At 36.2% G+C, this 22200-nt stretch carries 13 protein-coding genes; 6 read left to right on the forward strand and 7 right to left on the reverse strand.

Going from position 1 to position 22200, the window contains the following annotated elements:
- The first annotated feature begins 87 nt into the window (after nucleotides 1–87).
- Complete coding sequence (locus tag A3EM_RS0100320) at nucleotides 88–2355, forward strand: sensor histidine kinase (RefSeq protein WP_083925146.1); 2268 nt, start codon at nucleotides 88–90, stop codon at nucleotides 2353–2355.
- 81 nt (nucleotides 2356–2436) lie between these two features.
- On the opposite strand, the gene A3EM_RS0100325 is transcribed toward A3EM_RS0100320, so the two are convergent.
- From A3EM_RS0100325 to A3EM_RS0100340, 4 genes are all read right to left on the reverse strand, one after another.
- The gene (locus A3EM_RS0100325; RefSeq protein ID WP_020526158.1) at nucleotides 2437–2676 is read right to left on the reverse strand and encodes a hypothetical protein; all 240 of its coding nucleotides are present in this window, start codon (nucleotides 2674–2676) and stop codon (nucleotides 2437–2439) included.
- A gap of 233 nt (nucleotides 2677–2909) precedes the next feature.
- The gene (locus A3EM_RS0100330) at nucleotides 2910–4292 is read right to left on the reverse strand and encodes a M20/M25/M40 family metallo-hydrolase (protein WP_044237116.1); all 1383 of its coding nucleotides are present in this window, start codon (nucleotides 4290–4292) and stop codon (nucleotides 2910–2912) included.
- Between the two features lie 194 nt (nucleotides 4293–4486).
- Complete coding sequence (locus tag A3EM_RS0100335; RefSeq protein ID WP_020526160.1) at nucleotides 4487–4921, reverse strand: hypothetical protein; 435 nt, start codon at nucleotides 4919–4921, stop codon at nucleotides 4487–4489.
- Complete coding sequence (locus A3EM_RS0100340; RefSeq protein WP_020526161.1) at nucleotides 4918–5736, reverse strand: RDD family protein; 819 nt, start codon at nucleotides 5734–5736, stop codon at nucleotides 4918–4920. Before A3EM_RS0100340 ends, A3EM_RS0100335 begins: the two co-directional genes overlap by 4 nt.
- A 211-nt stretch (nucleotides 5737–5947) precedes the next feature.
- Between A3EM_RS0100340 and A3EM_RS0100345 the strand changes: the two genes are divergently transcribed.
- A complete protein-coding gene (locus A3EM_RS0100345) occupies nucleotides 5948–6271 on the forward strand; it encodes a hypothetical protein (RefSeq protein ID WP_157637689.1) in 324 nt (107 codons plus the stop codon).
- A gap of 139 nt (nucleotides 6272–6410) precedes the next feature.
- Complete coding sequence (locus tag A3EM_RS0100350) at nucleotides 6411–7487, forward strand: porin (RefSeq protein WP_026210009.1); 1077 nt, start codon at nucleotides 6411–6413, stop codon at nucleotides 7485–7487.
- Between the two features lie 15 nt (nucleotides 7488–7502).
- Here A3EM_RS0100350 and A3EM_RS45330 read toward each other — a convergent pair whose 3' ends face one another.
- Nucleotides 7503–10682 (reverse strand): WD40 domain-containing protein, encoded by a 3180-nt coding sequence (locus tag A3EM_RS45330; protein ID WP_020526164.1) that lies wholly within the window; start codon nucleotides 10680–10682, stop codon nucleotides 7503–7505.
- 599 nt (nucleotides 10683–11281) lie between these two features.
- Between A3EM_RS45330 and A3EM_RS0100360 the strand changes: the two genes are divergently transcribed.
- Complete coding sequence (locus tag A3EM_RS0100360; protein WP_020526165.1) at nucleotides 11282–11629, forward strand: DUF3592 domain-containing protein; 348 nt, start codon at nucleotides 11282–11284, stop codon at nucleotides 11627–11629.
- Nucleotides 11630–11642: 13 nt separating this feature from the next.
- On the opposite strand, the gene A3EM_RS46990 is transcribed toward A3EM_RS0100360, so the two are convergent.
- Nucleotides 11643–14510 (reverse strand): PAS domain S-box protein, encoded by a 2868-nt coding sequence (locus A3EM_RS46990; RefSeq protein ID WP_020526166.1) that lies wholly within the window; start codon nucleotides 14508–14510, stop codon nucleotides 11643–11645.
- A 598-nt stretch (nucleotides 14511–15108) separates the two neighbouring features.
- Nucleotides 15109–16068, reverse strand: a complete 960-nt coding sequence (locus A3EM_RS0100370) for a sterol desaturase family protein (protein WP_020526168.1) — start codon at nucleotides 16066–16068, stop codon at nucleotides 15109–15111.
- A 522-nt stretch (nucleotides 16069–16590) separates the two neighbouring features.
- Here A3EM_RS0100370 and A3EM_RS45340 point away from each other — a divergent pair.
- Entirely contained in the window at nucleotides 16591–20031 is a 3441-nt protein-coding gene (locus A3EM_RS45340; RefSeq protein ID WP_020526170.1) for a TIR domain-containing protein, read from the forward strand.
- 314 nt (nucleotides 20032–20345) lie between these two features.
- Nucleotides 20346–22004, forward strand: coding sequence for a T9SS type A sorting domain-containing protein (locus A3EM_RS0100385; RefSeq protein ID WP_020526171.1), 1659 nt, complete (start codon nucleotides 20346–20348; stop codon nucleotides 22002–22004).
- The last annotated feature ends 196 nt before the right edge of the window (nucleotides 22005–22200 follow it).

Below are 22200 nucleotides of genomic sequence, written 5' to 3' on the forward strand. Positions count from 1 at the left end.
AAATGAATTCATACAATTATCCCAAACCGAAAGATGAGGTAGCAAATCAACCAAAGCTTGTAGCATAACTAAATTTCAGACATATTTATGCGAATATACCTAGCATTTTCATTCATTATTCTACTTCGAACAAGTCTGTTGTTCGGGCAAGAGGTGCTGGTTATTGACCATGATAAACTGGAATACCCACAATTGGATCAGTTTCTTGAACTTTACGAAGATACCACCGCCCAACTGGGCATAGAAGAAATCGCTTCAGATACCTTTGCAAAAAGATTTCAAAAATTCGATAGAAACAAACAAATCAAAAATGCCCACAGTAATTATTGGGGTAAATTCAAGTTGAGGAACGCCTCTGCTACTCTATTGGAAATATACCTGACTGTTAACAAGAATAATTATGTTGAATTGTACTATAAAGGACTTGATGATAGTTTCACCATAAAGTATGCAGGAGAGTTAATACACGAGTCTAAAAAAGATATAAGCACTACAAGAAAGGATTGTCTTTTCAAATTATCACTCCTACCCAACCAGACCCGGGCCATCTATTTCAAAGTCTATTCTGGTACCGGATTCACGCCTAGTATTACCCCCAAATTAGTCAACACAAAAAAGTGGGAAAAGGAGAATAGATTTGTATTTATAAAACAGAGTTTTTTCCAGGGTATTCTGTGGATTATATTAATACTCAGCTTTTTGGTTTATTTGGGGAACCAGGACCGAACTTATCTTTATTATGGTTTTTATGTATTGTCTATATCCTTTTATTTTCTATGGAATTTTGGTTATACCGGAATTTGTCTTTTCCCCGAGTCACCTGAAATCAATTACTATCTATGGACATTACTGCCACTAACCCCTTACTTTTATTTTTCATTTTTTAGAAAATTCCTGGACACTAAAAAACATGCTCCTAGGTGGGATAAGCTTATAAAATGGTGTGCATATATCAGTGTAATCTCATTTTTTTTATCATTAATTTACCAAAAACTGACTTCACAAACCTATCATGCGATTACCTCATCAAATGTGATACTACTCTGTCAATTAGCATTTGGTTTCACCATGCTCAACATAATTCCCAAAAAAGTCAGGCTTTTAAAATATGCTTTAATAGGAAATGCATCCCTGGCATTAGGTGGATTTATCTCTATTTTTTTACATTTCAATAATGCACATGATTATGCATTCTTTGGGCAACTGGGAGTATTATTAGAACTAATAGTATTTTCATTGGGATTGGGTTATAAAATCAAATTGAACGAAGAAAAGAAGCGGGAAACACAACAAGAATTAATTAATCAATTGGAGAAAAACGAGGAACTTCAATTAAAAGTAAATGAAGAACTTGAGTCGATTGTAAACAAAAGGACCAAAGAAATAGAAGAGAAAAACAAGAAACTGGAAGAAAAAAACAAAAAGATCGCCTCTCAAAGAGATGAAATTCTCAGTAAATCCGAAAAGCTCTCACAAGTAAATGAAGAACTGCTTACCCAATCAGAAATTCTGAAAGGCATCAATAAAGAATTATCTACGAATGAAGGAATTCTGAAAAAAGCTTACCTGAAAATCAGAGAAAACGAGGAACTTGTAAAAAAGAAAAATGAAGAAATTCAAATCATCAATCAAAACCTGGAGGAAATTGTAGCGGTTAGAACAGAAGAATTAATTCTTACTAAGGAAGAACTCAACATGTTCCTTTACAGAACTTCACATGATCTTAAAGGACCATTAGCCAGAATAGCCGGGTTGGTTCAGCTTGCAAGACTGGAAAATAATGCCCCACTACAAGGCTACTGGAAAAACTTTGAAAAAGTGTTAGCCGATATGGGTCGCACCCTCGAAAAACTTCTGGATATTAGTACAATCAATAAAGCTCCTGGAGAGATGGAAATCCTGGGCATTGATTCTCTGGTTTCTTATGTCCAAAAGAAGTTCGAACAGGATTCAAAATACATTACATTCACCTACCCGGAAGACCTGAAATTCTACTCCAAACCCAGGATGATAAAGCTAATTTTAAAAACAATTATCGAAAATGCACTAACTTTTAAATCAACCCACCCTGAAATAAAAGTAGATTTCACCAAAAACAAGGACAATGAGATCATCATCACCATTTCAGACAATGGCCCCGGAATAGAAGATAAATACATTCTCAAAATCTTCGATATGTTTTTCATAGGCTCGCTTACATCGGAGGGAAATGGGCTTGGTCTGTATGTAGCCCAAAAAGCGATAGAGCATCTTGAAGGCATAATAAGAGTAAAAAGTGTTTTAGAAAAGGGATCTGTATTCACTATATACATTCCCCAAAAGGTTCACGAAAGTGAGGTTTCTACTCTTAAATAGCTACACCAAAGTCAAAAAAACCTCAATACCATCACTAAAAAGATGGCATTGAAGTTTCTAATAATCTTTTATAGCTTAATCTTAATTCCAATAAGTCATATCCACTGTTTCCTGTTGATTTTTCAGATCATCTATCTTCTGATTGGTAAAATTAAATACCACAAAATCAAATGAAACCAGGGTTAAAATTAAGAGTAAACTTACCACATAACCCTTAAGTGGTGTAAGGTATTGTAAAAATCTCTTATAGGCATAAACAACCAATGCAATTGAAGATACAATAATGTAGACTAATACAAAAAATTCAAAAATCCAGATCATGGTTTTATACTAAACAAAAATTAATGAGCGAAAACGCGAACCTTTTGTTTTAGAAGAATCAAATACTTAATCAGGATACTCCAAAAACTAGTAATGGTTCACTAAAAAATTAATAAAACAAAAAACGCAAACCGGATGAAGGACATTCTTGCTAGTAGTAGAGTAGAATTATCTAATAAATTATTGAAATAATTCTATTTAAAGTTAAAAAACTAATATCAATTTGTCAATATTTAAAGCCCATATTTATCAATTAGATAAATTAAGGCAGTCATTGAAGCCGCTCCAAGCTCCAATTCTCGTTTGTTTACCTTATCGAAAGTATCAATTTCGGTGTGATGATAGTCAAAATATCGCTGTGAATCCGGTTTGAAACCAATTAAACTAACCCCCTGAGCTTTCAAAGGGCTAATATCTGCCCCGCCTTCTCCTTTTTCAATATCATAGATTTTGAAAGGAGAAAACAATGGTTTCCATGAGGCAATTTTTTTTATGACTTTTTCATCTGCATTAATTCCAAATCCTTTTGGGGTAAATCCACCAGAATCGGATTCTAAAGCAGCTAAATGAATTTCTTTATTTTCCTTGGCAAGCTCTGCATATTTCCTACCGCCTCTCAATCCATTTTCCTCATTCATAAACATTACCGCCCTAATCGAGTGCCTAGGCTTAATTCCCAGACTCTTCAGTGTCCGTAAAACTTCTATGGACTGTACACATCCAGTTCCATCATCATGCGCACCTTCACCCAAATCCCATGAATCCAGATGACCACCCACTACAATAAACTCATTTGGTTTTTCAGTACCTGTAATTTCCCCAATCACATTATAGGACAGTTCATCTTCCTTCATTTCGCAATGGGTCTCAAAATAAAATTTCAGATTTTTATCATCTTTTAGCAGGCTGCTTAAAAGTTCGGCATCATTTGTACTGATGGCTACTGCCGGAATTTTAGGAATATTTAAGGCATATCTTAAAGCACCAGTGTGGGGGATGTTGTCCAGAGCAGTAGTCATAGACCGGACTACCACACCGATAGCGCCATATTTTGCGGCTTCCGAAGCACCACTTCCCCTTTGATTTACAGCACCTCCGTATGCTTCAAATGTTTGTATTTTGGTAGGGTCAAGCGGGCGGTTAAAAAGGACAATCTTCCCTTTAATATTTTCTTCTCCCAAATCGGCCAGTTCCTGAAAAGAATGTACCTCTACCACATTTCCCACTGCACCTTTATCTCCTGTACCCACCGCATTGCCTAAGGCGCAAATATTTACATCAACACTACCTAATTTCTCAGAATTCACAATTTTCCCCACTTCCTTTTTGCCTCTTACCCAATGAGGCACCATTACTTCCTGAAGAAAAACTTTATCAAAGCCGTAATCCTCCATCACCTGTCTGCTCCAATTTACAGCTGCGGCAGCCTGGGGTGATCCACTTAGTCTTCCGCCAATTTGTTGGGTGAGATATTCCAGGTTATCATAACATTCTCCATTTACCAGTACTTCATTGAAAATACGTTGGAGCACTTCTTCGTCCTTCTCCTGGGAATAAACATTTACAGAAAAGAATAGCCAGTAAAAAATGAGCCAGGCTATTTGTGAATAATTCATAATATTTAATCGAAAACTTGTGTTTCCAAAATTTTCTGCAGCGAAAGTATGAATATACCCGCTAAATTTTGAATTATTCTTATATTTTTTTCGCTTTAAAGCAATATTCTTGAAAAAATGCAATGAATTTACACTCAAGAAATGGCTGAACTATGTCAAAAGGCTTACCTTCCTCACCCAAAAAAGGGCAAATCTTAATTTTCTCCTGAAACCTGTTTGGCCTCTTTCAAAAGATACATGAGTTGGTTAGGATCAGATTCATTTAAATAAAAATATCCTTTTACAAAAATCATTTCGTTGGTATAATCAATCTTTTTTGCAGTATAAACTTCAATTACAGTTTCCGGACCGGCACCTCCACAAAAAAAGCAGGAATTAAATGGAAGAGAGGAAAGTACAATTTTATCCTCACTCATCATCTCATCAAGGGGAATGATGAAACCTTTTAGCGTAATTTCCTTTCCATTTAGTGACTTTACCTCATTTCCAAAAACCGGATAATCAATTTGGTAACCCTGATCTTTTTTGGTTTCAAATTTCACATCCGCCAATTTGTCCCAATTATCCTGGGCAAGTACACAAAAATTCCAAAAAAAGAGCACACCGATAATGAATAAAAATTTCTTCATACTATTTCCTCCTCAAATGTCTGTTCTGAATTACCTACCTCCGTTTCCGCCTCTCTATCATCTATAATCACAATGGTTTCGGAAATTTTATCATGTGTGGTCTGATGATTAATATCCCAGAAATATTGGAAAAAACCCATAAGGAATAAGGCTGCAGATGCAGTATATCCTGAAACTCTTTCCACACTATCCCAAAGCCGTAATTTTAATCCATTTAGCCTTACCACCCGGATACCCATCAGGCGTTTTGCAGGAGTTTGACCTCGCCATTTCCAGGTAAAAAATGAAAAATAAACCACCCCTCCAACTGCTCTGGAAAACAACTTCAGCCCTTCATTCATCCCATCAATGGGATCATTAATATTTGCTTCTTTTATTGCAGGAATTACTAATTTAAAATCATCCGGAATAAATGTTCCGAATACAATTTCAATTGCCATCAGCACGGAGGCTCCAACCAAAAAAATAATAAAACCATAAACATAATATTTGGTGTATTTCCCTAATCCTCGCCTTACTTTTTCCTCAATCTCGTACTCCTCCAGCTTCTCATCCATTAAGTGAAGGTTGCGATTCAACAACCTTCTCCCCTCCTTTATGGTTAAATTCAGCTTTCGGCTCATGTACAAAATCCCCATCCCAGCCAAAACTGTAAACCATAAATATTTGGTAGCCAGCAAAATTATAGCCCAATCTAAAATATAGGCAAGGCTTCTTCTCTGAAAAGAGGCCAGTTTTGCACCTTGTAATTTTGGGTCTACCTGGGCCCGGGTTACATCAAATTGTTTTTTGTTTTTGCTTTTAGTTTTATTCATTCCCCTGAAGCTAAATTTCAAAGAAACATAAAAAAGTTAAAAGAATAAAATTCCCTAAATTTACTATGCCTTTGCTTACTAAGATAGATAAATGGACCAAAAAGTTACAACCGTTCATCAATTTTTGCCTGATTATTTACCGTTGAAAGAATTTTTGTTTCATTTGGGTCAAAAAAATCGTAATTTAAATATCAAACTTAAGGAAATAATTATGAGCGATTTTTGGAAAACAGCAAGACATAGATGGGAAAGCCTTTTGGGAAAAACCAATAAGGCCATTGAAACGGGCAGAATTCAAATTGAAATAACCCAGTTTAAAAACAGGATAAATTCTACATACAGGGAAATAGGGAAATATATTCATAAACAGTCCGATAAAGGCATCGTAAAATTCACAACCGATAATGAATTCATTTCCCAAAAGCTTAAAGACATTCAGTTTTACAATGAAAAAATTGAAGAACTCAGAGCGCAAAGTCCCCGATGGAGTAAAAAACAAAACAAAGAAAGAGAAGAAGAACCTGCTGATTATTAAGTATCTATTGTTTCAAAATTTAGGAAAAAATTTCTAAAAAAATCCTTACCTGCATTTATTGTTTTTGCGGGTAAGGATTCTTAATTTTTGGCTTTTCAAAAAACAATCACCAACCTTATTCAATAACAGGAAAACGCTTATGAAATTTCTTTTACTTCTAGTACTAATCCTTACAGGATACCAAACTATAGCCCAACAGGCAGACTCGCTCAAGAGTAAATTACAGGTTTATGGCTCTCTGGATGTTTACTACGGATACGACTTTAATGAACCAGATTCCCGGGAAAGACCTTATTTCCTCTATTCTCATACCAAACACAACAACATTAGTATCAATACCGCAGTCCTGGGAGTTCGCTATGAAAATGATTTTCTGAGAGGAACGGTTGCACTTTTGGCTGGTGATTATTCTGTGAGAAATTATGCAGCTGAAGAACAGTTATTTCAAAATATTTATGAGGCTTATGTTGGCGTAAAATTAAGCGAAAACTTATGGTTGGATGCAGGGGTATTTAGCTCTCATATTGGCATAGAAGGCGGGGTTGGTCCTGGAAACCCTACCCTGACCAGAAGCCTGGTGGCCCATAGTTCCCCATTTTATGAAAGTGGGATAAAACTGGGTTATCAGCTTAATGAAAAATGGTTTTTTAGCGCACTTATACTAAACGGGTGGCAAAATATATCTGAAACCAACAATGCCAAGGCCCTTGGGACACAAATTACTTTCCAGCCTCAAAGCAATCTTACTTTAAATTCCAGTACATTCATAGGGGAAGGCAATAATGCTCCGGATAACCTGGAAAGTTTCCGTTTTTTTCACAACTTTTATCTCATTTGGGAGCCTACCTCAAAAGTCTATTTAGCCTTTGCTTTTGATGTAGGAACGGATAAACTGGAAACTAGGGCCAATGGAGAATATCAAAACTGGCTGGGGACTTCTTTAATTACCAATTACCAACTCACTTCCAAATGGAAGTTAATTGGCCGTCTGGAATATTTTGATGATCCCGGTAATGTAATTTTCACTGATAATAGTGTTACAGGACCAAACCTGACCGGAATTTCAGCTGGTGCAGATTTTTCTCCTGTTCCAAATCTTTATTTCAGAACAGAAGGGAAATATTTTTCAGGAAACGGGGATCTTTTTGAAAAGAAAGGAGAAATGACCACAGATTCAAATTTCGCGATTTTCACCTCCCTGGGTATTTTATTTTAAGCACCTTCAATAATATCACTCAATAATCACAATAGGGAAGTCCTGGCCACTTGTAAAACCATTGGGGTATTGCGGACTTCCCTTATATTTTTCGCTTATTTGTGGAATGTATCTTTCTACAAAGGCTTTTAATTCTGCTACAGTGATTTTTTTGTCCTGATCTTTACCATCTGCCATGCCTTCCATTGCCCGGAGAAGGCTATAAGTAAAGACACCATGACCCAGCGCATCTACCTCAGAAGCATATTGTTGCGATCCGCTGGCTGCTATAAGCGCTACGCCTGTACTTCTTGCCAGCTGTATCATGGCCTTCTCTTCCACATCTCCTCTGGTGGAAAAAGCAAGTGTTGCCCCTCCGGAATTACAGGCGTCCAGTAAAAGTAATTGTTTTTGAGCCCTCACGTCCCTGCATAAATCTCTTAATTCCCTAGCAGAAATTCCCTTTGTATTCAGTATCCTTTTATTCCCGGTAAATTTGGTAACATCAGTTGGGCAAAGGAAATATTCCTGTTCCACTTCGTCATGATACATGGTGCCATGACCTGCATAATAAAAAACAAAAACATCTTCTTCAACTGCCTCATTTGCAATTTCTTCAAATGCATTTTTTATGTTTTTTGCAGTTGCCTCCTCATCAAAAATATGCCTGAGTTTTACCTCCTTAAATATCTTTTTGCTTCCTTTATGCAAAGCACTTTCAAATGCCTGGGCATCCGCTTTGGCATAATTCAAATTGTAAGAATTGTTTTTATACTCATTAATTCCAATGGTGAGTACATACAAATTTGATTTTGGTACTACAAAGGATTTATAGGCTAATTTTAATCCATCCGGATAGGGGGTCTCCACCCTGTCATTATTATAAGCAGTAACCACAAAATTATTGATTCCTTCACTTAGCGTCACTTTTACCTCTATCTGTTTAGTCTCACCCTCATTTACAGGAGACTTAAAGGTTGAATCCTTTTCATAGTCTGTATCATAAATGACTTTTCCATTCTGTTTCAACTTGATTCTGTCAATGCCTCCACCCTGATCATAGGCCTCTATTAATAAGGTAATTTGAGCAGAATCGCTCATGGTACCTTTAGAAGTCTTGGTAAAGCCAGGTAAATCTTTTCGTAAGTTAGGGGAAAGAAAATATACTTCAGGAGCTAATAATGCCCCGGATAAATCATTATTTACTTCAGGCAATGGTTGGCCCGTAATAGTAGATTGCCACAGGCCAGGGGTAAAAAACCTATCGTACAATGACTCCAATAAAATCACTTCATTTTTCAAAACATAATGCAAAGCCTTTTTTACTCCATACTCAGTTCCATGAAACTGGCCATCAAGGTTAGTGACTACATAATCTCTGCCATTGGCAAAATGCACCCTGTTTAAAACTTCCCACCCGTCTTCAATCAGCCATATTTTTAATTGCTGATCATTGCCTGTACTGGCCAGGTATTTACCATCCGGGCTGAACGATACTCCATTCACTTCTGCTGAATGCCCAAAAAATGTTCTGGACAAGCGACCATTTTCCATTCTCCAAATCCTTACAATCTGATTCTCACTTCCTGCAGCCGCATATTTCCCATCAGGACTAATGGCCACTGAAATTATAGGGGCTGAGGTCCCTTTGAGGGTATGAAGTTCCTGAAAATTATTCCCGTCCCAAATCTTTAAGGTCTGGTCGCTACTCCCGCTTATTATTTTAGTGCCATCAGGAGTGATGGCAATACAATTTACAGCACCTTCATGTCCGGAAAGTGTGGCAATAGAAGTTCCTAATTTACTATCCCAAATTCTTATGGTTTTATCAGAACTTCCACTTAACAGCTGGCTTCCATCAGGAGAAAATTTTATGGCATTAATCTGATCGGTATGGCCATTAATCATTTTGAGTGTCTTTCCGGTTTTGCTATTCCAGATCCTCAGGGTTTCGTCTTTTCCTCCTGTGGCAATTTTATGCCCGTCAGGGCTAAAGCAAACTGATTTAATGGCTTCAAAATGCCCAATGAAAGTATTTAATTTCGCACCGTTTTTCACATTCCAGATGATGGCAGTTTTATCCTCACTCCCACTCACCAAAAATGTCCCGCTGGGGTTAAAAGCTAAACTGTTGATCTTCCCGCTATGGCCTTTTAAAATATGCAATGGTTTTCCGGTAACTCTAGAGATAATCTGGATATTATTGGCATTATCTCCTACTGCAATTACAGCATTATCAGGGCTGTATTTTACAGCAGTTGTGGTCGCAGCAAATCCAGTTAAAGTTTGAAGCAGGTAATCGGTGTTAGTATCCCATATTTTCACCGTAAGATCATCACTGGCACTGGCTAGCTGATGGTTTTTAGGATTAAAACTGATGGAATTAATGGCAGAAAAATGTCCTCTTAGTTTTCCCAGGTTGTTATAATCTCTTCCATCCCAGATGATTACAGTTTTATCCACGCTGGCAGAAAAAATCAAACTTCCATCAATATTGTAGGTAACATCCGTAATTGCCCCACTATGCCCAAATAAAGTTCTGACTTTCCTGCCAGATTCAATTTCCCAAATGATAATTTTTTCATCATCACCTCCTGTGATTACATATTTACCATCAGGACTAAAAGCAATTGCATTTACCGCATCTCCATGATCATTGATGGACATGATCAATCCTCCTGATTCTCTTTCCCAAATCTTTGCACTCCCATCATCACTGGCGCTTCCTATCATTTGCCCACTTGGGCTAAACACCACTTTGTTCACGGCATCGGTATGGGCTTCAATTGTTTTTAATTCTCTCCCCAAAGCAGTTTCCCATACTTTTATGGTATTGTCCCAGCTTCCGCTCACCAGATATTTCCCATCAGGACTATAGGCCACCGAAGAAACTGCAGATTTATGCCCATAAGATGTTCTGATGCGTTTTCCTGTCCTTATTTCCCAGGTTTTGATGGTTTCATCCGAACTTCCACTTACGAGGTATTTGCCATCGGGGCTATAAGCCACTGTATTTATTCCCTCGGTATGATCTTGAAAAGTTTTCAGTTCCTTGCCATTAGAAGCCAGCCAAATCCTAATAGTTTTATCAGCTCCGGCAGTGGCAATATATTTTCCATCCGGCCCGTAACTAACCGCTTTAACTTCCTGTGTATGCCCCGTTTGTACTACAACTTTTGGTGTTTGGGCAAAAGTCAGCGTATTTAAATTCAGCAAAAAAATGCTTGTGGATATTAGATAATATGTTATGTTTAATCGTTTCAATTAATTATTGGAATTAGCCTGAGTAAATAATGTGAATATTATGATTCAGCAGATTATAAACATAAATCGCTGAATTGAGAATTGAATTTGAAAAATTATATCCTCTTTAAAAAATCCATTGTTTTTGTCCAACTATGACAACCAAAAATGTTATTGCAGGTAGCACACAGGTACCTTATATAAATAAAATGCCAGAATTAGCATTATAGGTATTTTTATCATGCTAAATTTTTAAAAGGAAGATTAATTCGTCCCTCCTTTTTAAAATCACACTTTCCCAAACCCGGTACTTCAACCTCAAATGTTGTTAAAACCGGCACTCACAAGTACCTGATATTGAGATTATATCATTCAAAATTAAAAATTCCCTTAGGATAACTAAAAATTTACTTCAATTTAAAATTGGAATAGCAGGTATATTTTCCGATTTTTCATTCGTTGCAATTAAGCAAACATGTTATTTTTTGAGCAACCTTTTGCCCGCTATCAGGTCTTTAAGCTTAAAAATTCAAGCTTGATTTTGATTATCTATTTAAACTTTATTTTTCAAGATGACTTATTATATTTTTTTCATCATTTTTATTGTTGCTATTGCCGCCTATTTTTATTACATCAATACCGGAAATAATGTAAAAATCAGCAACCCTGTAAAAACTACCGGGGAAATTGTAGGAGTAGAAAAACTTGAAAGGCAAAAAATCAGCAATCTTTTTGTAGGTTCGTCAGGGGGAAGGGAAATGGTTTATCCCATGGTAAAGTTCAGGGTAGAAGGTGCTAAAATGGTAAGATTCAGGTCACAAAAAGGATATGAAGAAGGACACTGTCCATATAAAGATGGAGAAACGGTAAATGTGGTGTATGATGCCAACAATCCACTTTTGGCTAAAATTGAAGGCTAAAATACTGCATTTCCTATTGCCTATATTTCGTCTTACTGGTAGGTAAATAAATTACAAAGGTTGTCCCTTTATCCGGAATACTTTCGAACTCAAGCCGGCCATGGTGTTCGTTTATGATACTATGGGATATGGACAATCCAAGCCCGGTGCCTTTTCCCACTTCTTTGGTAGTAAAAAAGGGTTCGAATATTTTCTCCTTAACTGCACCCGGAATTCCACATCCCGTATCGGAAATTTTAATGGAAACTTCATCCCCAAGGTTTTTGGATTCAATTGTAATGGTGCCCTCTCCGCTAATCGCCTGAATACCATTGAGAATTAAATTCATGAATACCTGATTGAGCTTGCCAGGATAACAGGGAATTAGAGGAAGCTTATCATAGTGCTTCACAACTTCAATTCTGTCTTTATACTGATTTCTAAGCAACAATAAGGTAGAATCCAGCCCATCATGAATTTGCACTACCTTCAGTAAATTTTCATCCACACGCGAAAATGTTCTAAGTTCTCTTACAATTTCAGCAGTTCGTTTGGCTCCTAAATTTATGTCTTCAGATACTTTTTGAGCCAGATCTTTAACCTGCTCGAAGTTCTTACTATCTTTAAGTTCTTTAATTCTGTTGAGCTGAAAAGCTGCATTTTGGGGCGTGATTTTTTCATATTCTTCTAAAAACTTGAAGATATGTTCCAGCGATTTTTTCAGGCCAATTATTCCTGCATTGATAAAATTAACCGGATTATTTATTTCATGAGCGATTCCGGCCGTGAGTACCCCAAGAGACACCATTTTTTCCGATTGTACCAGTTGGGTTTGTGTAGCTTTGAGTTTATCCACTGTATTTTGTAATTCCTGTGTCCTTTCCTTTACCCGCTTTTCCAGTTGGCTATTCAGTTTTTTTATTTTTTCCTGACTATCCTTCAGCTGGGCCTCAGCATACATTCTTTCAATTTCTGTTCCGGCCCTTGCAGAAAAAATCTCTAACACAGCTGAGGCAAATTTGGGTTCAGGGATTTCACCTCGGTAAAGTGCTACCATTATCCCAATTGGTTCTTTTAATGAATTAAACAAAGGCACTCCTATGTACCCTTGGATATTCATTTCCTGCAGTAAATCATCCTGAGGAAACAGCTCAATTACATTACTTGGGATACAACACACAGCCCCATCTAGCACATCATCGCATGGGGTATTGACTAGAGAATACTCAAACTGTTCTGTAATTTTACCATTCTGGCACATAGAAATGGTTTTAACTTTTTGATTAGGGAATAATTCAGCTACATAAGTAATATCAGCTTGAATAGCCTTAGCCAATCGAGTAACGATTGTATCAAAAAATGTAGCCCCAAATTTGGTGGCCACTCCTTTTTGTATTTCAATCATCACATCATTAAGATGCTTCAAATAAATTTCAGTATTTTTCTTCTCAGTTATATCTCTGACTATTCCCCACATATATTCAGGCTCACCCTTTTGATTATACAACATGATAGCCTTAATACTCACTGGAAAAACAGTTCCATCTTTTTTGATATATTCTTTCTCATACTCCTCGGTAAAGCCATTTTTATAAAGCTGACTTTCAATTATTTTCTTTTCAGCCAAATACCATTTTTTGGGAGTAATATCAATAAAAGTCTTAGAGATAATTTCCTCCTTTGAATATTGCAACATTCTACAAAAAGCATCATTCGTTTCCAAAATCTTCCCATCAATCCCACAAATGGCTATTCCATCACTACTGGATTCAAACAGTTTTTGATATTTCAATTCTGTTTCCCTAATCTGGTTTTCCGCTTTTTTTCTGTTGGTAATATCCCGAACTGCCACAACTCTCACCCGTTTCCCCTTGTGATAAATACTTTTTGACTGGATTTCTACAGGAATTATGCTTCCATCTTTTCTGATTCCTTCTATTTCATAGGGTTTGGAATATTCTATTTCAATATTTTGTTTTACCAATGGGTGCCATTTTTTGGGAACCGTAAGTTCTACAATATTCTGCCCTATGATTTCTTCTTTTTTATAGCCTAGCATTTCGGCATATCGGTCATTCATGTCTAAGGCCATCCCTTTATAATGAATCAAAATCCCTTCGTAGGTTAAAGAAGATAGTTTTCGATACCTTTCTTCACTTTGTTCAAGCGCAAAGTTTCTTTCCCGTTTCCCTGAAATATCCCGTACAATCACATTTACTCCCTGCCCCCCCTCCACTTCCTGCTTAACAAGACTCAGGTCCATAGAAACAAATTTTTGATGCCCGCTTTTTGAATTAATGTAGGTTTCAAAATTTTCAGCGGCCTGGTATTCCTCCAATATTTTCACAATTTTTTCATGAGTAGGATTAGGGAAAATAATACCAGCAGCCTTTCTACCTAACAATTCTTCAGGTGTAAACTGAAGCAAATCTGTTACTGAAGGACTTATTTCTCTGATGATTCCATCTACATCCAGGTAAATATAAATATCTGAGATATTGGCCAGCACTTTCTTAGCAAGTTGGTTTCCAATCCTGGAATTGGTATTTTGAGAAGCCAATTCCTGTAATTCCGAAATCCTTCCGAATAAACCCTTAAAAGGTTCATTTTCAGGCTCGACTCGGAAAATTGAATAATAAAATTTTTTGCTAATTTTTGTTTTAGATTTTGGAAGTAGAATATGACTAAAACTTGTATAATTACCTACCAGAAGATGGTGAATTTCGCCCTTAAAATCACCGATAAAAAATGTGTTCAGTAAATCATCAATTGGTTTATTAATAAACCTGCCTTCATTTTCACCAGTAATTTTTTCAAAAGCTTCATTAATTACTGTCAAATTTCCTGAAACATCAGTTTCAAAAAGGATATCTTTTATTTGATTTAATAAAGAATAATTCACAAAACAGCAGGTTTACAGTTGGATCGAAATATTGGTTTCCTTTAGACAGCTTGTCCATTAAAACAATCTAATGTTTCTTGTTAAACTACAATATTATCACATAGTTTGTTTTAATTTCATGTACTCCGAAATGTCGTACAAGAGCCAGGATCCCAATATTCTGGGGGTCATGAAAAAATAGTTTTTCTAAAAATTAGAGCTGATTGCACCATCAGATCCTTTGTAAAAAAATCATTTTCAACAAAACAATTGCCCATTACAATCCTTTAACTTGTTAAATATTCTGAAAGGTTGTTATAAAGAAAAAAGGTTAGCCAGGTAGAATAAAGAGACTGGGAAAATTAAATTCATCCTTAATAAATCTCTCCATCTGCTAAATTTATAAAAGTTTTTCATACAAAAAAACATCAAAGTCAAAACCTTTGATGTTTTTTTGTATTCTTCAACATTTAATTCTGAAGCAGGAGATCCCTGTTTCGGCTCCCAAAGAATCTTCAGCTATACTGTTTTATTACAAGGTTTAAGTAAAGTATCAGAAAAAAAACAGCCAATCTGATAACTCAAATTGGCTGTTTTTAAATCATTTGTATCCCAAAAACTAAGAAGCTACCGAGGCTGCCTTAGGAGGCTGAGGCATGGAGATCGTCCCGTTTTTTTCCAATTCCCGCTGCATTTGTTTCACCGTTAGTGAAGAACCATCAGGACTCCATCCTGGAGGTCCGAACACATACATAAAGGCTTCTTTAATATTTTTTGACTTTTTCACATCCTGCCATATATGTTTATATTCATGAGAAACGATCACAAAAGGATTATATGAATTTGGTGGATGAAGTACTCCAAAATGTACTTCCTTATCATCATCAAGGTCTTTAAATGTACCAAAAATTTTATCGAATAAATTCAGGTAACCACCGTGGTTTTTATCCAGATACTCAATATCGGAAGAGTGATGAACGTGGTGGTGTTTATGGGTATTCATAAACTTTTCAATAAAACCCAACCGGGGAACAAATTTGGTATGTAACTGAAACTGCCATAAAGCCTGAATAGCCAGGCAGGTAGTCACCATAATGGGATGAAATCCTATGGCAGGAAGATATAGCCAGAATATTGGCTTATAAAATAAAGTAACCCAACCATTACGAATACCTGAACCCAGGTTAAAATTATCGGAAGAATGGTGAACCACATGAGCAGCCCACAAAACACGAACGGTATGGCTTAATCTATGATACCAGTAATAATTAAAATCATCAAGTACCTGGCATATAATCCAGAGGTACCAGGCCCAGCCAAACGCTGCATAACCCATGATATTGGTCCTTACACCATCGACTTCAGGATTGAAAATTTCATAAACCACGAAAAATGCAGCAAGGGAAGCACTTTTGGTAAAAATGGCCAGTACTACTGCACCAGCGCCCATAGAGGTACTTGCGGCAAAATCCTTCCATTGATATAACTCTCTGTCATATTTCAGACTAAAGATAATTTCGATAATGATTAATAAAATAAAACAGGGGACTCCGAAGATAAGTGGATTGGTGATCTCCATATTGACTCTATTGACTCTTGTAGTTTAAAAAATGGCTAATCTAGTTTAAAAAACTCAGGAATGTAAGATTTATTAATTGATACTGCTAATTTTTTTTCATGTTTGTCTTGATTTAAATAGTTTATCCTGCTATTAACCAACCTTTTTTAACCGATTTTAGACCCTATTATCAGTTTTTCCCAAAATCTTTAATTACATTTTCACACTATCCCATAATATCATTAATTCAATAAATAAAACTAAGCTAATCTCTAAATAAGTTTAATTTTAATACGCTCAAATTTCTTTTCCGAAAAAGTAATTTGGAAAATTAATCAAAATCAATTGCACCAGATTTTTTATCAGAGTATGCCCTTTAATATTCAAAATATAGTGCAGTAAACTTAATACATTGTTACTTTCTGAAAACACTCTCAATTTTGATTCAAATTCAATCCAGGTTTTTACCAAAGTTGCTTGTAAAAAATTTTCCCGTAATTTTAAGCTACTATTGCCAAACAAAACAGTTGATCAATATCCTATATGATGCTTACAACCGATACCTCTCTTAATGTGAGTGATGTATTTATTTCTTATTCCAGAAAAAATCTGGCTTTTGCAACAAAGCTCTATAATCAATTAACAGAAGAAGGTTTAGAAGTTTGGTTTGATCAGGAGGATATTCCCGCTGCAGTGGATTTTCAAAATGAGATTGAAGTAGGGATCAACAGGGCCCATAATTTTGTTTTTATCATTTCACCGGACTCCGTTATTTCCCCCTACTGCCGGCTGGAAATTGAGCATGCGGTAAAGCAACAAAAAAGAATTATTCCTATCCTGCTAATTGAACCCGAGGGGAAATTGTTCGATTCTATCAATCCGGTCATCAAAAAACTAAACTGGATTGTTTTTAGGGAGGATGAATCAATTTTTGAAGAGAAATTTTCTGAACTGATCAATAAAATAAACTCCGAAAAAGTTTATGTGCATACCCACACCAAAATTTTAATACAGGCACTTAATTGGGAAGCTCACCAAAAAAGGCCGGAATTTCTGATCATTGATGAAGAAAGACTTGTAGCGGAGGAATGGCTTAGGAAGATTTATAAAACAGAACAACCTCCCTGCATTCCTACAGATTTGCAATACGAATTCATTTGCGAGTGTGAAAAGCAGGCCAAACATGGGATGACAGAAGTTTTTATAAGTTATTCCCCCGACCAAAAAGCAATAGCGGATATCATTGGGAAAATCCTGATGCGAAACAGTTTCACCATCTGGATAAACCGGGCTGAGGTAAATATTGATGATGACTTTTTATTGGAAATCATCAATAATGGTATAGAGGAGGCAGACAATTTCATCTTTCTGGTTTCGGAAAAATCTCTTGGATTTGAAAGATGTCAAAATGAATTGCAATATGCCCTGGAGCTAAACAAAAGGGCAATTCCCATCATTACTGGAGAGGTGGATCTCAATAACCTGCCTTCCAAAATCCGAAGCCTGGATTATATTAATCTCAGCTCAATTAATTATGAAACTCAACAGGAACTATTCCTGAAAGAAATTGACAAACTACTTTTAACCCTCTACCAGGATGCACATTATTACGAAGAACATAAGGAATATCTGGTAAGAGCATTATATTGGAAAAAGCAACAGGAGAATTCAAGTATTCTTCTAAGCGGACACCATTTAAGTAAAGCCAGAGCCTGGTTTGGTGAAGGACTTAAAAGAAAAGATCATCAACCAACCAGCCTCCATCAGCAATATATTGAAGCAAGTGAGAAAAATGCTGTCTCAGCTGAAATAGAGGTATTTATTTCTTATTCCAATAAAAACTTTGATTTTGTCTCAAAACTCAATAGAGACATTCAGTTCAGTGGTAAAAGTACCTGGCTGGACCAGGATTATATTCCAAAAGGAGCTGATATAAAAGAAGAAATATTTAAGGGAATTGAAGCTGCTGACAACTATTTATTTATCATTTCCCCATCTTCAATTGCTTCTCCTTATTGCCAGGAAGAAGTGGCGTATGCTGCCAGCTTGAATAAGCGATTTATTGTAATTAAGTACAAAGCGGTTGATCCAAAAAGTCTTCCCCAAAGAATTGCAGAAGTTAACTGGATAGATTTTGAAGCAGGGAAAAGCAATTATGCAGAAAGTTTCAGCCATTTGATCAGGGTATTGGATACCGACAAAGAACACCTCCATCAATACAATAAATGGGCAAGGCGGGCACTGGAATGGGAAAGGAACAACCACAACTCTGAGTTTTTACTTAGAGACAATGAGTTTACCATTGCATCTGCCTGGCTAATTCAGGCTGAAGAGGAAAATAAAAACCCCTCTCCTTCTGATTTACAAAAAAAATACATTCACAAAAGTGAAGAGGAAATTAACCTCAAGCAACGGCAGTATAAGAAAAGAATCCGATTCCAGCGTATTGTGATTTTATTTCTTATTTTATCTTTAGGGGTAGCCGGATATTTTGGCTATATACTAGAAATAGCCAAGGAAGAATCCGAAAAAAGTGCTCAGGAAGCCTTTAAGCTTAGAGAAGAAGCCATTGAAAAACAAGAAGCGCTTGAAAAACAAAAGAAAAGACTGGATTCTTTGCAGGTATTAAATGAACAACTAATAGCCGAATTCCGAAAGCCCCAAAGCTCCCGTAATCAGCAGTTAATACGAGAATTATTAAATATAACAGATTCTATTTCCATAAAAATTGCTGCAGATGAGTCTGAGAACCTTGCCCGACAAATAAATGAGCAAAAAGCAAATGAAAAGAAATACGAATTTCACGAAGGATTTGCCATTTTCCAGAAAGATAACAAATATGGCTTTCTGAATGAAGACCAAAAAGTAGTAATTCCGGCCACATTCGATGATGTGGGGATTTTTAGTGGCGGGCTGGCGAGAGTAAAGCAAAAAGGTTTATGGGGATTTATCAACACTGAAGGTCAAATTGCAATCCCGTTCCAATTTGACCTTGCCCGCGATTTTAAAAAGGATACTGCCAGTGTACGAAAATTTAATACTTCTTACCAGATAAACCCTGATAATCAATGCCTTTCCAATTGTGGGTTACTTCAGCAAAATGAAAAACTAGCCATGATCCGAAAGGAATATGAAGACATAGGCACTGGTTTTTTTGAAGGTTTTTTAAGGGTAAAAAAAGGAGGAAAATGGGGTTATATAAATGAGGAAAAAGAAGTCATCATTCCATTTGAGTTTGATGCCACAGAAAAATTTAATAATGGGCTGGCTAAGGTGGTCAAAAACGACAAAAAACAAATTATAAACTATGATGGAATTTGCCTTGAAAATTGTTTGGCCCAAATTCAAAACCTCCAGAGAATTGAAGGAAATGAAAATATTTCAGGATTCCTGATAGGGAAATATGAAATAACAAATAAGGAGTTTGTGAAATTCCTGAATGAAAGGCAATTTGAACCAGAAGCCATAGAAAACTTCATCGATTTGGAACCTTCCGGGAGAAAAAAACAAAGGCAACAGTTTATTTATTGGGAAGACGGAATGTTTAGAATTAAAGCAGGTGGAGCTTCTAAACCGGCTTGTTTTGTAAGCTGGGTTGGAGCTGAAGAATATTGTAAATGGGCAGGAGGACGCTTGCCTTCAACTACAGAATGGATTTTTGCAGCAAAAGGAGGAAACCTTTCCAAAAATTATGTTTTTGGAGGAACTGACAAGCTGAATGAAATTGTATGGTTACAGGGCAAGGAACAATCACTTACAGCAGTAAACAACCCTAATTTCCCAGCCAATGAGATTGGCTTATATCATATTTCGGGGAATGTGTGGGAATGGTGTGCCAGTAATGATGTAAATAAAGCCATTCTAAAAGGGGGAAGTTTTGGGTCTGGACCCAATCAGTTTAAACCAGACTATGAAAAACTTGAATCCAAATACAGCATGACGGAATACTTTGGTTTCAGGATTGTAAGAGATTTTAAAAATTGAACGTGAATTCAATCACCCTAATTTTTAAGTATCAAACCATTTCTTACTTGTAACACATTTTAAGGATTGCTAATAAAAGCAAATAGCTTTTCAACAAAATCCAGCAACAAAAACCCTTTACAAACTACTCATTATCAACAACTTGACATGGCATAAGAGTGATAAAAACGAAGCAATTTAAGGGTAATTTGCCCTCACCATGTTTTTGACAGCCTGTAACTTTTAATTTACTTTTACTTTCAATCATACATACGAAGCAGGGTAAACATTTGAATTACCCACAAACTATCAAACAAATTTAACTGAAACCAGCAATGCGAAACCCAGCAAACTTTAATAGCTTCAGTGCTATTATCCAGCCAGTATTTAATTTAAAAAGTCTTCATTACTTCCTTGCTATATCTTGGCTGATTTTCCTTCTACATGGGGAAATCCAGGGCCACGAAAAAGCAAGTTTTAACGATCCCGAAAATCCCCCAAAATTGGAGATCACACTTCCCAAAGACAGTATGATTGTTTATGGAGATTACGTGGAAATACTCTATTCCATTACTGGTGATTCTGCTGATTATAGCAGAATTAAACTTACGCTGGATCATAAAAACAGTGTGAATACAAATGCCATTACCGGAAAATTTACCCGATCCAGATTGGATTCCGGTTATCACCACGCCAAACTTGAACTATTAGATTCAGAAAGTAATCCTTTGGCAAACCCAGAATCCAGAATGGAAATCAGTTTCTTTTTGGAGGAAAAAATTCCTGCCCCATCCAATGTAGCTGCTAATCTTATTGATCCATACAATTCCAAAATTACCTGGGAAAAAGTACCAGGGCTTATCGGAAATTATCTGATCGAAGTCTCCGATAGTATCGATGGCGTTTATACTGTATTGGATAGTGTTCCAATGGAGGAAAACAGTTACGTTCACCATGTTCCAAACCCTGAAACCATCCTTTTTTACAGAATAAAAGCGGTTTATCACGAACTAGTGTCGGAAAGTTCTGCAAGTGACTTTATCAAAACCAATGGATTACCACAAATGGGAAATATTTCTAAAACCATTGAAGAAGACAGCCTGCTTGTTTTTTACAAAAATGATTTTGTAGAGCATTTCAGCGATCCAAACCTTGATAGTTTGGGCACGATTAAAATATTAAGCACTGTTCCGGATGGAGAACTATTATTGGATGGAAATACCATCGAAAATTTTGCTGAAATCACAAGCGATAAATTAGAAAAGCTTTCATTTCAGCCAGTGGAAAACTGGTTTGGGGAACTATCCATACCCATGAGCTTTTCGGATGGAATTCATTTTTCTAAGGATACTGCCTGGATTAACATAAGCGTAATTCCAGTAAATGATGCGCCCAAACAACTTTCCCTCGACAATTTTGAGATTGAAGAAAACAATGAACCCGGAAAGGTAATCGGTCGGTTTTCTGCCTACGATGTAGAGAATGAAAAATTAGAGTTTTCTTTAGCCAAATCAGGAGATTTTGCTCATTTTAAAATTGAAAATGATTTTCTTATCGCTGTGGACTCCTTTGATTACGAACTACAAAATCAATTTTTCCTTACCGCGAATGTAAGAGATCAAAGTGGTGGTGAATTGGCAAAATCTTTTGAAATTAATGTAATTGATCTTTCAGAAAAGGAAACAAATAATCCGAACCCTCAGGAACCCCAAATTCCCACCGGGATAGATGATTTTAAGGAACTTTCCGGAGTATCTGTTTATCCCAACCCAGTCCACGATAGACTCAATATCGAAATTAATAATGATTTAAGGGGAGATTTCCAGATTATAATATTAGATATTACAGGAAAGGTAATTTACCAAAATGAACTTGAAAAAAACCAAATCAATACTTCAACTTCATTTGATTTCTCTGCCATGAATCCAGGCCTTTATATTGTGAAAATATCCGGAATGAATTATGGGCACACACACCAAACAATAAAACATTGAAAGACTAGGAAGTTTTATTTTCTCATTCTTAGAGTATCATTCTATTATGGAATCCCACTTTCACTTTAAGTGTTATCTCCTAAATGGGGAATAAGTATTTACAATTAGTAACAATAAATTTAGTAAAAGCTTTAGATTAAAATTTAACTTTATCGTACAAAGCATCAAACAATTTGTAAAAAACTTACATTACAAA

It is taken from the genome of Flexithrix dorotheae DSM 6795 (assembly GCF_000379765.1).
In the GTDB taxonomy this organism is placed as follows: Bacteria; Bacteroidota; Bacteroidia; order Cytophagales; family Flammeovirgaceae; genus Flexithrix; species Flexithrix dorotheae.